This is a genomic window from Mesorhizobium sp. B2-6-4, assembly GCF_006441495.1.
Lineage (GTDB): Bacteria > Pseudomonadota > Alphaproteobacteria > Rhizobiales > Rhizobiaceae > Mesorhizobium.
Map to the genome: position 1 here is coordinate 257,528 of NZ_VFUE01000008.1, position 12,684 is coordinate 270,211.

At 64.7% G+C, this 12,684-nt stretch carries 14 protein-coding genes; 7 read left to right on the forward strand and 7 right to left on the reverse strand.

Annotated elements, in window-relative coordinates:
- On the forward strand, window positions 1-1,473 hold the full coding sequence (gene coaBC, locus FJ426_RS13735; protein ID WP_210240544.1) for a bifunctional phosphopantothenoylcysteine decarboxylase/phosphopantothenate--cysteine ligase CoaBC: 1,473 nt from the start codon (window positions 1-3) through the stop codon (window positions 1,471-1,473).
- Window positions 1,474-1,544: 71 nt separating this feature from the next.
- Here the strand turns inward: coaBC and FJ426_RS13740 are convergent, their stop codons facing one another.
- The gene (locus FJ426_RS13740) at window positions 1,545-2,312 is read right to left on the reverse strand and encodes an invasion associated locus B family protein (protein ID WP_246674783.1); all 768 of its coding nucleotides are present in this window, start codon (window positions 2,310-2,312) and stop codon (window positions 1,545-1,547) included.
- A 175-nt stretch (window positions 2,313-2,487) separates the two neighbouring features.
- Here FJ426_RS13740 and FJ426_RS13745 point away from each other — a divergent pair, with 175 nt between their 5' ends.
- Both FJ426_RS13745 and FJ426_RS13750 read left to right on the forward strand, forming a co-directional pair.
- Window positions 2,488-2,766 (forward strand): hypothetical protein, encoded by a 279-nt coding sequence (locus tag FJ426_RS13745; protein WP_224646479.1) that lies wholly within the window; start codon window positions 2,488-2,490, stop codon window positions 2,764-2,766.
- A 122-nt stretch (window positions 2,767-2,888) separates the two neighbouring features.
- Complete coding sequence (locus FJ426_RS13750; protein ID WP_140496381.1) at window positions 2,889-3,365, forward strand: NUDIX hydrolase; 477 nt, start codon at window positions 2,889-2,891, stop codon at window positions 3,363-3,365.
- Window positions 3,366-3,370: 5 nt separating this feature from the next.
- On the opposite strand, the gene FJ426_RS13755 is transcribed toward FJ426_RS13750, so the two are convergent.
- The 5 genes from FJ426_RS13755 to FJ426_RS13775 form a co-directional block, all read right to left on the reverse strand.
- Window positions 3,371-4,216 carry a citryl-CoA lyase gene (locus FJ426_RS13755; protein ID WP_140560259.1) on the reverse strand — a complete coding sequence of 282 codons (846 nt, stop codon included), beginning with the start codon at window positions 4,214-4,216 and terminating at the stop codon, window positions 3,371-3,373.
- Between the two features lie 16 nt (window positions 4,217-4,232).
- A complete protein-coding gene (locus FJ426_RS13760) occupies window positions 4,233-5,417 on the reverse strand; it encodes a CoA transferase (RefSeq protein ID WP_140560258.1) in 1,185 nt (394 codons plus the stop codon).
- Between the two features lie 15 nt (window positions 5,418-5,432).
- Window positions 5,433-6,956 carry a tripartite tricarboxylate transporter permease gene (locus FJ426_RS13765; protein WP_140556474.1) on the reverse strand — a complete coding sequence of 508 codons (1,524 nt, stop codon included), beginning with the start codon at window positions 6,954-6,956 and terminating at the stop codon, window positions 5,433-5,435.
- Window positions 6,957-6,960: 4 nt separating this feature from the next.
- Window positions 6,961-7,497 carry a tripartite tricarboxylate transporter TctB family protein gene (locus tag FJ426_RS13770; protein ID WP_140513745.1) on the reverse strand — a complete coding sequence of 179 codons (537 nt, stop codon included), beginning with the start codon at window positions 7,495-7,497 and terminating at the stop codon, window positions 6,961-6,963.
- Window positions 7,498-7,627: 130 nt separating this feature from the next.
- Window positions 7,628-8,605: a tripartite tricarboxylate transporter substrate-binding protein gene (locus FJ426_RS13775; protein WP_140513746.1), complete on the reverse strand. Its 978-nt coding sequence runs from the start codon at window positions 8,603-8,605 to the stop codon at window positions 7,628-7,630.
- 183 nt (window positions 8,606-8,788) lie between these two features.
- Between FJ426_RS13775 and FJ426_RS13780 the strand changes: the two genes are divergently transcribed.
- Window positions 8,789-9,637: an IclR family transcriptional regulator gene (locus tag FJ426_RS13780; RefSeq protein WP_224684736.1), complete on the forward strand. Its 849-nt coding sequence runs from the start codon at window positions 8,789-8,791 to the stop codon at window positions 9,635-9,637.
- 112 nt (window positions 9,638-9,749) lie between these two features.
- On the opposite strand, the gene FJ426_RS13785 is transcribed toward FJ426_RS13780, so the two are convergent.
- Window positions 9,750-10,289 (reverse strand): GNAT family N-acetyltransferase, encoded by a 540-nt coding sequence (locus FJ426_RS13785; RefSeq protein ID WP_140560257.1) that lies wholly within the window; start codon window positions 10,287-10,289, stop codon window positions 9,750-9,752.
- Window positions 10,290-10,595: 306 nt separating this feature from the next.
- On the opposite strand from FJ426_RS13785, the gene FJ426_RS13790 reads away from it, so the two are divergent.
- The 3 genes from FJ426_RS13790 to FJ426_RS13800 form a co-directional block, all read left to right on the forward strand.
- Window positions 10,596-11,573 carry a tripartite tricarboxylate transporter substrate-binding protein gene (locus tag FJ426_RS13790; RefSeq protein WP_140560256.1) on the forward strand — a complete coding sequence of 326 codons (978 nt, stop codon included), beginning with the start codon at window positions 10,596-10,598 and terminating at the stop codon, window positions 11,571-11,573.
- A gap of 75 nt (window positions 11,574-11,648) precedes the next feature.
- Window positions 11,649-12,110, forward strand: coding sequence for a tripartite tricarboxylate transporter TctB family protein (locus FJ426_RS13795; RefSeq protein WP_140560255.1), 462 nt, complete (start codon window positions 11,649-11,651; stop codon window positions 12,108-12,110).
- Window positions 12,111-12,120: 10 nt separating this feature from the next.
- Window positions 12,121-12,684: tripartite tricarboxylate transporter permease (locus FJ426_RS13800; RefSeq protein ID WP_181171839.1), on the forward strand; the 564-nt coding region annotated here is incomplete at its 3' end.

A 12,684-nucleotide genomic window follows, 5' to 3' on the forward strand; every position in this document is an offset into this window, starting at 1 on the left:
ATGGGTACCCTGACCATTCGCAATCTCGACGAGGATTTGAAACAAAGACTGCGCGAGCGGGCTGCCCGTCATGGTGTGTCGATGGAGCAGGAGGCAAGAAGTCTGCTGCTCAAGGAAGTGGCGCCCACCTTCAAAGGTGCCGAGGATTTCGTTACGGCGGAGGAGATCCTCGAATTCGGCCGGGAGCTGCAAAAAGCAGATTTTGATCAGAAGAAAGTCGCTGATGATCTCTGGTCCTTCATGAGCCTCTCCGGCAAGCGCATCCTGCTCATCATCGGCGGCGGCATCGCCGCCTACAAGGCACTCGACCTGATCCGCCGTCTGCGTGAAAGGGGTGCGGCGGTGCGCGTGGTCATGACGTCGGCTGCGCGGGAATTCGTCACCACGCTGTCGGCCGGTGCGCTCTCGGCAGACCATGTCTTTACCGATCTCTTCGATCGCAATGACGAGCACGATGTCGGCCATATCAGGCTATCGCGCGAGGCCGATCTGCTAGTCGTGGCGCCCGCCACCGCCGACCTGATGGCCAAGCTCGCCAACGGCCACGCCAATGATCTTGCCTCCACCGTGCTCCTGGCCACCGACAAGCCGGTGCTGATGGCGCCGGCCATGAACCCCAGAATGTGGGCGCATCCGGCGACGCGGCGCAATCGTGCGGCGCTGCACAAGGATGGCATCACCTTCGTTGGCCCCGCCAAAGGCGAGATGGCCGAGAGCAACGAGGCTGGCGAAGGCCGCATGGCCGAGCCGCTGGAGATCGTCGCCGCCATCGAGGCGCTGCTCGATACCGGATCCAAGCCGCTGGCCGGCAAGAAGATCATCGTCACGTCAGGCCCGACGCACGAGCCGATCGACCCCGTTCGCTACATCGCCAACCGATCGTCGGGAAAGCAGGGCCATGCCATAGCGGCGGCATTGGCCAGGCTCGGCGCCGACGTGAGGCTGGTCTCCGGTCCCGTCAGCATCGCCGATCCGGCTGGTGTGAAAACCATCCACGTCGAGCGGGCGCAGGAAATGCGCGATGCCGTGGAACAGCTTCTACCGGCCGATGCGGCGGTATTCGTCGCCGCCGTCGCCGATTGGCGCACCGACAGCCCAGCTGGCGAGAAGATCAAGAAAGCGCCGGGCGAAGGCCCGCCGGTGCTGCGCATGATCGAGAACCCCGACATCCTTGCGGGCGTCGGGCATCACAAGCAGCGGCCGGCGCTGGTGGTCGGCTTCGCCGCCGAGACGCAGGACCTTTTGCGCAACGCCGAAGCCAAGCTGAGGAAGAAGGGCGCCGACTTCATTGTCGCCAACGACGTGTCGCAGACCAGCGGCGTCGGCCCATCCGGTGTGATGGGCGGCGACCGCAACCGTGTTCGCATCGTCTCGAAGACCGGCGTCGAGGAATGGCCCGAGATGAGCAAGGACGAAGTGGCGACCCGGCTCGCCACCCTGATCGCGGAACGGCTGAAAACGACCGCAGCGTGACGAGCTGGACCGTCGGAATTCCTAAAACAAAGGCTTAGCGCAAGCTAGCGATTCTGTCGAACGCTGAACCGCTAGTCGGCAAGAAGCTCGGCCGTCCGGGCAAGCGCACTTCCGAAGCCATTGAGCGGGATGGAGAAGCTAACCGCTTGCCCCGTATCCGCCGCGAAGGCATCGACCTTCAAGGTGGTGCCCGCCTTGAGCACGGGGACGACGTTGGCATCGAACGCCACCGGCACCAGGCAGCCGACGGCTTGGCAAGTGTTGAACTGCAGACTGCCGTCCAGCTTCTGGTCGTCGATCGTCAGGGTGACGCCCTTGGCGAGCGCCAGGCCGAACGGCAAAGCGAGCGTACCGGTCGCGTCTTCGCCCGTCCTGCTCGACAGCTCTATCGCCAGCAGACGCTGGTTGCTTTGCTTGTTGAACTGCTGGTGTGACAGGCTGCATGCCTTGGCCGCGCCCGATATCTGGCAGTTGACCGCCCAGTCGCCATGGGTTTCGGACAGGGCCGATGCGCCGCCGGGCAACTGTGGCTGGTTGGCGGCGGGCGCGGCCGCCGCTTTGTCGCCTTTTGTCTGCGCCGCCGCGGCCGGCAGACCGGCGATGCAGGCAGCCCCCAGCATCGCCAGCAGATACGCATGCTTCCTCATAAGGACCCCTTTTGCCCGGCTCCATCCCTGAGCCAGCTGGAAGCTGACCCTGAAGGACGCACTGTCGGCGTTCTGTTTGACCGTTTCCTCGAAGGCGCCGTTACATCCGACGGACATGCCGACGCCGTTGACGCCATGGAATTCGAGGCCGGCGTCAGCCCGATAGAGCGGCGAATCGATCGCTTCCGTCAAGTGCGATGCGGGCGGCGGGGCAGATTCTCCTCCGCCGCGAAGGGGGCGCGATCACGCGATTTCCTGTTAATCGGCACTCTGGCGTGGCACGAGGGGACAAACGCACTATATGTAGAGGGAACTTTGTTTGTGCGGGAATGAGCAGATGTTGGCGCTTCGGCCATCAACGGTTTTCATGACGGCGGCATTGGCAGCCGCGACGCTGGCGGGCATCCGTCTGCCTGCTTCCGCGCAGGTGCTCATTCCCTCCGTCGACAACAACGCGTTGATCCAGCAGAACGATCTGCAGGCCTTGCAAAACCGTGTCCAGCGGCAGCAGTTTCAGCAGCAGCAGCAACAGAATCGGGCTCAGGACCGGGTGATCGTGCAACAGCCCCCGCCCATCGTGCCGCGGGTCAGGCCGAACTGCCAGACGCAGATAATCGGCAACACCGCCGTAAGCACCTGCCGCTGAGGCGGGCTTCTCTTTTATTTAGCCGACTTACATGGTAGGGGCGTTCAGGTGCCCCTGCCGCAGTTTGGGTTTTGTAACGACACCGCGTCACGGTATGGGCACTGCACCGACTGGATTTTCGAATGGCAGCCACCAAGAAAAAGGCCGTGCGCAAGGCCAAGAAGGGCGAGACGATCCGCCAGGTCGCGGCTATCCCTTTTCGGCTGGACCAGCGCGGCGACATCGAGGTCATGCTGGTCACCTCGCGCACCACCAGGCGCTTCATCGTACCCAAGGGCTGGCCGATGAAAGGCAAGAGCGGACGCAAGGCGGCCACCATCGAGGCGCAGGAAGAAGCGGGCGTGCTCGGCAAGACCCTGAAGCAGCCGGCGGGCACCTATTCCTATTGGAAGCGGCTGGCCAACCGGTTCGTGCGCGTCGATGTCATCGTCTATCTGTTGGAAGTAACGCAAGAGCTCGCCGACTGGCAGGAAGCCAAACGGCGGCAACGGGCCTGGCTGGCGCCGGCCGATGCGGCCATGCTCATCGACGAACCCGAACTTTCGACGCTGGTAAGGACCTTGAAGCTTCCCCAGCCGGCACAAATCGGCCCTACGTAAAGGCCTCACGCCCCGGCGCCGTCCTCTTCGGGGAGCGGTCGCACTGGCGTCCCGGCATAGGCCCACAGCCATTCGCGTGGCAGCGGACCTTTGTTCCGCTCGGCTTGCTGGGATTGTTCCCAGGCATGCGCCAGGATGCCGACCGAGCGCGACAGCACGAAAAGCCCCCGCGTTAGCGGTGGCGGAAAGCCGAGCTCGCCGTAAATGACGGCGGTCGCGCCATCGATGTTGAGCGGTATCTTTTTGCCCTTGCGCCGCGCGACCTCCGCCTCGATCGCCTCGGCGATATCGGCGAAGCGGCCATGGATCACGCCGCGCGCGGCAAACTCCCGAGTCAGTTCCATCAGGCGCGGCGCGCGCGGGTCGACCGGATGGAAGCGATGGCCCAGCCCCGGCACGTAGCCCTTTTCCCCGGCAAAGAACCGGTCAAGCCGCCCCGAGACAGCCTCTTTCAGCGTCGTGCCGCCATCGAGCGCCGCGGCAATGTCGCCATAGAAGGCAAGCGCCTGCTCGCCGGCGCCGCCATGGACGTCGCCAAGCACGTTGATGGCCGAAGCCATGGCGCTGTTGATGCCGACACCGCAGGTCGCCGCCATGCGGGCGATGGCGATCGACGGCGCCTGCGGCCCGTGGTCGACTGCGGCGCCCAGCGCAATGCCGAGCAGCGCGGCCTGTTCCTCGCTGGGCAATTCGCCGCGCAGCATCAGCCAGATGACAGCCGGGAAGCTGACGCGGCCGATCAGGTCCTGGATTTCATAGCCGCGCAGCCGGATGACGCCCGGCCGCATTTCGATAATGCCGGTCTGCCACCACTCCTCTGCACGCTCGCGGCCCGTCTTTTGCTCACTCATATCGTCTTTTGCTCGTTCATGTGAGTGCCTTTGTCTTCGCTCGCGGCGACAGGCCGGCGAAAACCTCGTCCATGTGCTCGCCCAGGGCCGGTGGCGGGGAGGCCGGCAATGGAGCCGTGCCATCGACCATGAAGCCGCCGCGCAGAACCGTCAGCGGTCTCTCCATGTCAGCCACGCCGTCGAAAGCCCTGGTCATCTGGCGCTCCAGCACCTGCGGTTCGGCCAGCACTTGCGGGATCGTCAGCACCCTGCCCGCCGGCACCCCGGCGCGGTTCAGTTTTTCTTCCCACGCAGCCGCCGGGCCATTCGCCAGGGCCCCCTCGATCTCGATCTTCAGCGCCGCACGGTTCCGCTTGCGCGTCTCGCGCTCGGCAAAGCGTGGATCCGACGCCAGCTCCGGCCGTTCGATAAGCCGGCAAAGCGTTACGAACTGCTCCTGCTTGTTGGCGGCGATGTTGAGCAGACCGTCGCCGGTGCGAAAGGCGCCCGACGGTGCCGCCGTCATGTTCTCATTGCCCATCGGCTTGGGATCGACCCCGGCCGTCAGATAGTTGGAAACCGGCCAGCCAAGCGCCGACAATGTGCATTCAAGCATCGACACGTCGAGAAAAGCACCCTCGCCGCTCGTCTTCTGCCTTACCAGCGCCGAGACGATGGCGAAGGCCCCGACCAGTCCGCCCAGCGTGTCGGCGACGGGATAGCCGACCCGCAAGGGTGCCGTCTCCGGCGTGCCGGTGATGCTCATAATGCCCGAAAGGCCTTGGATGATCTGGTCATAGGCCGGATTGTCGCGCATCGGCCCGGTCTGGCCGAAGCCCGATATCGCGCAGTAGACAAGGTTGGGGCGGACCGCCTTCAGCGCCTCGTAGCCGAGGCCAAGCCGGCCCATGACGCCGGGGCGGAAGTTTTCCACCAGCGCATCGGCGCTGGCGACCAGGTCGAGGAAGCGTTCGCGCTCGGCTTCCTTCTTGAGGTCGAGCACGACGGAGCGTTTGCCGGCATTCTGAGCCAGGAACGAAGCGCCCATGCCGGCCTGGTTGAGTTCCGGCGAACCGCCGAGCTGTCGCGCCAGGTCGCCGCCTTGCGGCGCCTCGACCTTGATGACGTCGGCGCCGAGCAGCGCCAACTGGTAGGCGCAGTAGGGCCCGGCCAGGACGTTGGTCAGGTCGAGCACGCGAATGCCGGAAAGCAGGTCTGTCATGTCACTTCAAATCGATCAGGCATCGCCCGGCACATGCTCCGGCCCCCGCAATCGGCGGCGTTCGATGTAGGCCCAGATATGCGGCCCGACCAGGCCGATGAAGGCCAGCGTCAGCAGGGTCAGCGACAGCGGGTGCTTGTAGAACACCGACCAGTCGCCGTTCGAGATCGTCATGGCGCGGCGGAATTGGGTTTCGGCGAGCGGTCCCAGGATCATGCCGATGATGACGGGCGCGGTCGGGAAATCGAAGCGCCGCATCAGGAAGCCGGCAGCACCCAGGAGATAGAGGATGGCGAGGTCGATCGGCGACTGCGAAATGCCGTAGGTGCCGACGGTGGCGAAAACCAGGATGCCGGCATAGAGCTGCGGCGCCGGGATCTTCAGCAGCCGCACCCAAAGCCCGATCAGCGGCAGATTGAGGATGACGAGAATGACGTTGGCGATGAACAGGCTGGCGATCAGTCCCCAGACCAGGTTGCCTTGTGTCGTCAGAAGCAGCGGGCCTGGATTGATGCCGTAGCTCTGGAAGGCCGAAAGCATGATTGCCGCCGTCGCCGAGGTCGGCAGCCCGAGCGTCAGCATCGGCACCAGCACGCCGGCAGCCGAGGCATTGTTGGCGGCCTCCGGACCGGCTACGCCCTCGATGGCGCCAACCGTGCCGAATTCCTGCTTGTGCTTCGAAAGCTTCTTTTCGATGGCATAGGACAGGAAGGTCGGGATCTCGGCGCCGCCGGCCGGCATGGCGCCGATCGGGAAGCCGATCGCGGCGCCGCGCAACCAGGGCTTCCACGAGCGCCTCCATTCGGCCGCCGTCATATAGAGCGAGCCCTTCAGCGGCACGATCTCGTCCTTGCCGGCATAACGGCGCGAGGCCATGTAGAGCGTCTCACCGACGGCGAACAGGCCGACGGCGGCGATGATGACGTCGACGCCGTCGAGCAGTTCGGTCATGCCGAAGGTGAAGCGCGGCTGGCCGGTCTGCAGGTCGACCCCGATCATGCCGATAACAAAGCCGGCGAACAGGCTGGTCAAGCCGCGCACCGAGGACGAGCCGAGCACCGCCGAAACCGTGATGAAGGCCAGCACCATCAGCGAGAAATATTCGGCCGGGCCGAAGGCCAGCGCGAACCTGACCACGATAGGCGCCAGGAAGGCGACGCCCAGCGTGCCGAGAGTGCCGGCGACGAAGGAGCCGATCGCCGAGGTGGCAAGTGCGGCGCCGCCGCGCCCGGACCGGGCCATCTTGTTGCCTTCCAGCGCGGTGACGATGGTAGCGCTTTCGCCTGGCGTGTTGAGCAGGATCGAGGTCGTCGAGCCGCCATACATGGCCCCGTAATAGATGCCGGCAAACAGGATGAAGGAGGCCTCCGGCGCAACCTGGTAGGTGATCGGCAGAAGCAGCGCGATGGTCAGCGCCGGTCCGAGGCCGGGCAGCACGCCGATGGCGGTGCCAAGCGTGGTGCCGAGCAGGCACCACAGAAGGTTGACCGGAGTGAAGGCGACGGCGAAACCGTGTGCCAGATGGCCTAGCGTTTCCATGGCGTCAGCCCCTCAGCGTGCTGGTGAACGCATCGATTACCGTATTCAGCTGGTTCTCGATGAAACCGGCGCCGATATTGACGCCGAGCGCCCTGGCGAAGCCGAAATAGGCGGCCAGCGCCAGCACGAGGCCAGTGAGCGCATCGCGCAGCGTATGCCGGCTGCCGAAGCCGTAGCAGACCAGAACGAACATGATGACGGATGCCGCGGTGAAGCCGAGCGGCTGGATCAGGAGCAGGTTGGCGACAAGGCCGATGACGACGAAGCCCATCGCCTTCCAGTCGGTCGGCGTCTCCTTTTCCTCCTCCGGCTGCCAGCCGCCGCGCAGTGCGGCGACGATGAGCAGGAGCGAAAGAACCACCAGGCCGAACATGGTGAGGTAGGGAAAGACGGTCGGGCCGACCTTGGAGTAGAGCGGCGACACCGGGATCGCCAAGGTCTGCCAGGCGACCGCCCCGGCACAGGCCAGAAGCCCGATGCCGATCAGCAGTTCGGGTACGGCAAGGCGCGAGGACGCAGCCTGCTGGTCGCTGGTGCTCATGAATGTCCTCCCAAGACAGCCGGCGTCTCACAGCCGGCTTTTATCCTATTTTTATCCCCGGTGGATCGCATGTCCATGCGAACGGCGGGAGGAAAAAGGGCGGACCATGGACCCGCCCCCTTCAGGGAAATCAGGCGAGCCCGAGATCCTTGAGGATGGCTTCGATGCGAGCCGTATCCTCGGCAAGGAACTTCGCATAGTCGTCGCCGGTGAGCAGGATGGGCGTCCAGTTGCGGTTCTTGCATTCCGTGGCCCAGGCATCGCTCTTGGCCATGGTCTCGACCAGCGTGATCATCGCCGCCTTATCGGTATCGGAGACGCCGGGGGGTGCGAAGACGCCGCGCCAGTTGAACAGTTCGACGTCGATGCCGGCTTCCTTCAGCGTTGGCGCATCGATGCCCTCCTGCCGCTTGTCGGCGGAAATGGCGAGCAGCCTGAGCGCCCCGGCCTTGACCTGTTCGGAGAACTCGCCAAAGCCGGAAATGCCCGCCGCCACCTGGTTGCCGAGCAGCGCTGACAGCGCCTCGCCGCCGCCCGCGAACGGCACGTAGGACAGGTTTGTCGCCGGCACGCCCGCCGTCTTGGCGATCAGGCCGAACAGGATATGGTCCGAACCGCCGGCCGAGCCGCCGGCGACGGGAACCTTCGTCGGATCCTCTTTAAGCGCGGCGACGAAGTCGGCGGCCGTCTTGAACGGCGAGGCCGCCGGCACCACCAGCGCTTCGAACTCGCCGGTGAGCCGGGCGATCGGCGTGACCTGCGTCAAATTATTGGCAGCCTTGTTGGCGATGATGGCGCCGACCATGACCATGCCGCCAACCATCAGCGAATTGCCCTTGCCGTTCCATTGACTGATGAATTGCGGCAGCCCGACCGTGCCGCCGGCGCCGCCGACATTGGTGATCTGCGAGCCGGAGATCAGCTTCTCGCTGCGCAGCACCTGGTCCATCGTGCGCGCGGTCTGGTCCCAGCCGCCACCGGGCGCCGCCGGCACGAAAATCTGGATCTGTGGCGTGCCTTGGGCAAAGGCGGGAGAAAGACGCGACGCCACCAGCCCGGCGGCCCCCGCGGCAGCGGTGCTCATCAAAAATTTGCGTCTGTTCAGCATGGGATTCCTCCAAATCACGACACCTCCTCCGGTGCCCGCCAAAAACGCGCCTGAAACCAGACCCGTGCTTGAGTTCAAGCAGACTTTACCGCGTTCCGTCAACAGGAACGATATTCTGCTGGACAGAATGCTTGAGCTGCGCGACACAATCGCGCCGCTCGACCTTTGTTCGACTGGGAACCAATGAATTCGGCAGGCAAACCAGCTGGCATCGAAATCCGGAGCGCGTCAGCCGACGGTGTTGCCGCGCTTGACCGGGCCATTGCCATCCTCGATGCATTCACCACGGCGGACCGCTCGCTCAGCCTTTCCGAGATCGCGGCCCGAACCGGCCTCTATAAGAGCACCATTCTGCGGCTGGCCAATTCGCTTTTGCGCGGACAATTGCTCGAACGCCTGGACGACGGACGCTACCGCATCGGACCGGCCAGCTTCCGGCTCGGCGCGCTCTATCAGCGGTCGGTCGTGGCGGTCGACATCCTGCTGCCGATCATGCGCGATCTCTGCGAGCTAAGCTGGGAAAGCGTTGCGTTCTATGTCCGGTCGGGAGACGTGCGCACCTGTCTCTATCGCGTCGAGTCCAAGCATCCTATCCGCTATACGATCCGCGAGGGTGACGTCCTGCCGTTGCTGGTGGGCTCCGGCGGGCGTGTGCTGGCGGCGTTTTCCGGACAGCCGGGCGAACCGTACGAAACCATCCGCAAGACCTGCAACTGCCTCGCCATCGGCGACCGCGACCCGCAGACGGCGGGCGTCTCGGCGCCGGTGTTCGGGCCTGGGCGGGTTCTGCTCGGCGCCTTGACCCTGGCCGGCCCGAGCACACGCGTCGACGCGGCCTTCCTGCGGCGCATGCGGCGGCCGCTGCTCGAGGCGGCGGCCAGTGCCACCCGCGCCTTCGGCGAGGATGCCTCGATGCTCGATGAAGCGGCTCGCGAAGCCGCGGTGCAAACGGATAATGCCAGTCCCGGCGCGGTTATCAGGAGCAGACGGCGTTCTCGGATCATTTCGACGCCTTTGCGGAACGACCGCTAATGCATGCCGCCCAAAGGGACCTCGGCTTTGGGAGAACGACGTAAAACAAGAAAGCTAGGCGCAGCGCATGAATCCGTTTCGACGCCGCGCGCTTTAGGCACTTGGCGAGTGCTCAGGCCAACCGCTCCAGCAGGATGGTCGGGGTTTCGTGATAGATGGTCCGCGCCACCTCCCGGTAGCCGCACTTCGTCGCCACGTTCAAGGAAGCGGTGTTTTCGGGGTCGATGATGCAGACGGTTTTGCCACGTCCGAAGGTCTCGTCGCCCCAGCCAAGCACGCGGCTGACGATCTCGGTGGCGAGGCCGGCGCCGTGGGCGGCCGGAGCGAGCGCCCACCCGGCCTCCGGAATGCCCTCTATCGGCGGCTCCATATCGCGCTTGAGGTCGTGAAACCCGGCCTCACCGACGAAACGGCCCGTCGCCTTGTCCTCGATCGCCCAGAAACCGTAGCCGAGCAGCGACCAGAGCCCGGCGTGACGCAGGAAGCGCATCCAGCTCTCTTCTCGCGTGCGCGGCCTGCCGCCGATGAAGCGGGTGACGACCGGATCGGCCCACATGGCGACATAGGCGTCGAAATCCTCCAGCCGGTGCGCTCGCAGGATGGCGCGCGTCGTTTCGATAATCGGAACGCCGCTTGTGTCGTGATGGTTCATGGGTCGCCCTCGCTCAAACCTGCAAAGCACCTAGCAAATCACCGGCCGCGAGCAAGGGCCAGGCCGGGCGGATCATCTTCCAGACAGACGGCGCGCGCTTGGCGTGCCCCGATCCAGCCGGGACAGTCGTTCCTCCGATGGTCCGGCCGCCTCATGGATCGCAATTCAGAACGGTTGCGGATATCAGCACTTTGCCATTTGAGTACGATTGCAATCTGTTAGCCTGCCCTAGTTGTACCCGTGCAGCCGGTGTCGAGGAGAACTCCGCGCAGCGGTTGAAGATTTAAGCTCTGGGAGGAAATCACGATGAGAAGATTTGTCGCCGCTCTGGCTGCCGCCGTGGCCGTCACGCTTTATCCGGTCGCCGCAGGCGCGCAAACCTATCCCGAACGCACCATCACCGTCGTGGTGCCGTTTGCGGCCGGCGGCCCGACCGACACGGTCACGCGTCTTGTCGCGGAAGCTATGTCCAAGGATCTCGGCCAGCAGGTCATCGTCGAGAATGTCGGCGGCGCCGGTGGCACGCTGGGCGCTGGCCGCGTCGCGAAGGCCGAGCCGGACGGTTACACCCTGCTCCTCCATCACATCGGCATGGCCACCAGTGCCACACTCTACCGAAAGCTCGCCTACGACACGCTGAACGCCTTCGAATATGTCGGCCTCGTCACCGAGGTGCCAATGACCATCGTTGGCCGAAAGGACCTCGAGCCGGCCGATTTGAAGGGATTGGTCGAGTACGCCAAGGCCAACAAGGATAGCGTCACCGTAGCCAATGCCGGCATAGGTGCTGCCTCGCATCTCTGCGGCATGCTGTTCATGAGCGCTATCAAGACGCCGCTGGTCACCGTCCCCTACAAGGGCACCGGCCCGGCCATGACCGATCTCCTCGGCGGCCAGGTCGACATCATGTGCGACCAGACGACCAACACCACCAAGCAGATCCAGGGCGGCACGATCAAGGCTTACGCCGTCACCTCGCCGGAGCGCCTCGATGTGCTGCCCGATGTCCCGACGACGACGGAAGCCGGCCTTCCCGACGTGCAGGTCAGCATCTGGCACGGTCTTTATGCCCCCAAGGGCACTCCGGCGGAGATCACCGAACGGCTGTCGAAATCCCTGCAGGTCGCGCTGAAGGACGAGAACGTCGCCGCCCGCTTCGCCGAGCTCGGCACCAGGCCGTCGCAGCAGGCCGACGCGACGCCGGCCGCGCTGAAGGCCAAGCTGGAAAACGAGATCGTTCGCTGGAAGCCGATCATCGAAGCCGCCGGCCAGTACGCCGACTGAGGTTTGAACGGGGCGCCGCCGGCGCCCCGTTCTCGCTTCGGTATCGTCGCGCGCCCGCAGCCTGGGAGGAATGTCATGAAGGCTTTCGCAATCGACAGGACGAACGGCATATGCGCTGCGCTGTTCATCGTTTTCGGCGCATTTTTCGCGTTGCAGTCGCTCGGCCTGGAAATCGGCACCGCCTTCCGCATGGGGCCGGGCTATTTCCCGCTGGTGCTGGCGATCGTGCTGATCCTGCTTGGCCTCGTCATCCTCTTCCAGGCGGTGCGATTCGAGGGCGATCCGATCGGCTACATTGCGTGGCGCGGCTCGCTGTTCATCCTTCCCGCTCCGATCTTCTTCGGCCTGACGGTGCGCGGCCTCGGCTTCATTCCGTCAATCTTCCTGACGGCGCTGATCGCATCGTTCGCCAGCGGCCGCATGAAACCGCTGACCGCGTTCGTGCTGTCGACCGGCCTGACCCTGTTTGCATTTTTCGTCTTCAGCTACGCACTCGGCCTTCCGTTCCGGCGCTTTGGCCCATGGCTGCCATTGTGAGGAGATGAGCATGGAGCTCCTCGACAATCTGGCGCTCGGCTTTTCGACCGCTTCATCGCTGACGAACCTTGGTTTCTGCCTGATCGGCGTCCTTCTTGGCACGCTGATCGGCGTCCTGCCCGGGATCGGCGCCACCGCGACCATCGCCATGCTCTTGCCGATCACCTTTCAGATCGGCGACCCGGTTTCCTCCCTCATCATGCTCGCCGGCATCTATTACGGTGCGCAATATGGCGGCTCGACCACAGCCATTCTCATCAACATGCCCGGCGAATCGTCCTCGGCCGTCACGGCGATCGACGGCTATCAGATGGCCAGGAACGGCCGCGCCGGCGCGGCACTCGCGATCGCGGCGATCGGTTCGTTCTTCGCCGGCACGGTGTCGACCTTCCTCGTCGCCATCTTCGCCCCGCCGCTGACCTCGATCGCGCTGGAATTCGGCGCGGCCGAATATTTTTCGCTGATGGTCGTCGGCCTCGTCTCGTCGGTCGCGCTTGCGCACGGTTCGATCGTCAAGGCGCTGGCGATGGTCGTGCTCGGTCTGTTGCTCGGCATTGTCGGCACCGATATCTAC

What these genes read in the sequence shown, in the direction of transcription:
- FJ426_RS13790 (WP_140560256.1), top strand. Translation starts at nt 10,596, where the DNA reads ATGAGAAGATTTGTCGCCGCTCTGGCTGCCGCCGTGGCCGTCACGCTT.
- FJ426_RS13760 (WP_140560258.1), bottom strand. Translation starts at nt 5,417, where the DNA reads ATGACAGACCTGCTTTCCGGCATTCGCGTGCTCGACCTGACCAACGTC.
- coaBC (WP_210240544.1), top strand. Translation starts at nt 1, where the DNA reads ATGGGTACCCTGACCATTCGCAATCTCGACGAGGATTTGAAACAAAGA.
- FJ426_RS13780 (WP_224684736.1), top strand. Translation starts at nt 8,789, where the DNA reads ATGAATTCGGCAGGCAAACCAGCTGGCATCGAAATCCGGAGCGCGTCA.
- FJ426_RS13785 (WP_140560257.1), bottom strand. Translation starts at nt 10,289, where the DNA reads ATGAACCATCACGACACAAGCGGCGTTCCGATTATCGAAACGACGCGC.
- FJ426_RS13745 (WP_224646479.1), top strand. Translation starts at nt 2,488, where the DNA reads ATGACGGCGGCATTGGCAGCCGCGACGCTGGCGGGCATCCGTCTGCCT.
- FJ426_RS13770 (WP_140513745.1), bottom strand. Translation starts at nt 7,497, where the DNA reads ATGAGCACCAGCGACCAGCAGGCTGCGTCCTCGCGCCTTGCCGTACCC.
- FJ426_RS13795 (WP_140560255.1), top strand. Translation starts at nt 11,649, where the DNA reads ATGAAGGCTTTCGCAATCGACAGGACGAACGGCATATGCGCTGCGCTG.
- FJ426_RS13750 (WP_140496381.1), top strand. Translation starts at nt 2,889, where the DNA reads ATGGCAGCCACCAAGAAAAAGGCCGTGCGCAAGGCCAAGAAGGGCGAG.
- FJ426_RS13755 (WP_140560259.1), bottom strand. Translation starts at nt 4,216, where the DNA reads ATGAGTGAGCAAAAGACGGGCCGCGAGCGTGCAGAGGAGTGGTGGCAG.
- FJ426_RS13765 (WP_140556474.1), bottom strand. Translation starts at nt 6,956, where the DNA reads ATGGAAACGCTAGGCCATCTGGCACACGGTTTCGCCGTCGCCTTCACT.
- FJ426_RS13775 (WP_140513746.1), bottom strand. Translation starts at nt 8,605, where the DNA reads ATGCTGAACAGACGCAAATTTTTGATGAGCACCGCTGCCGCGGGGGCC.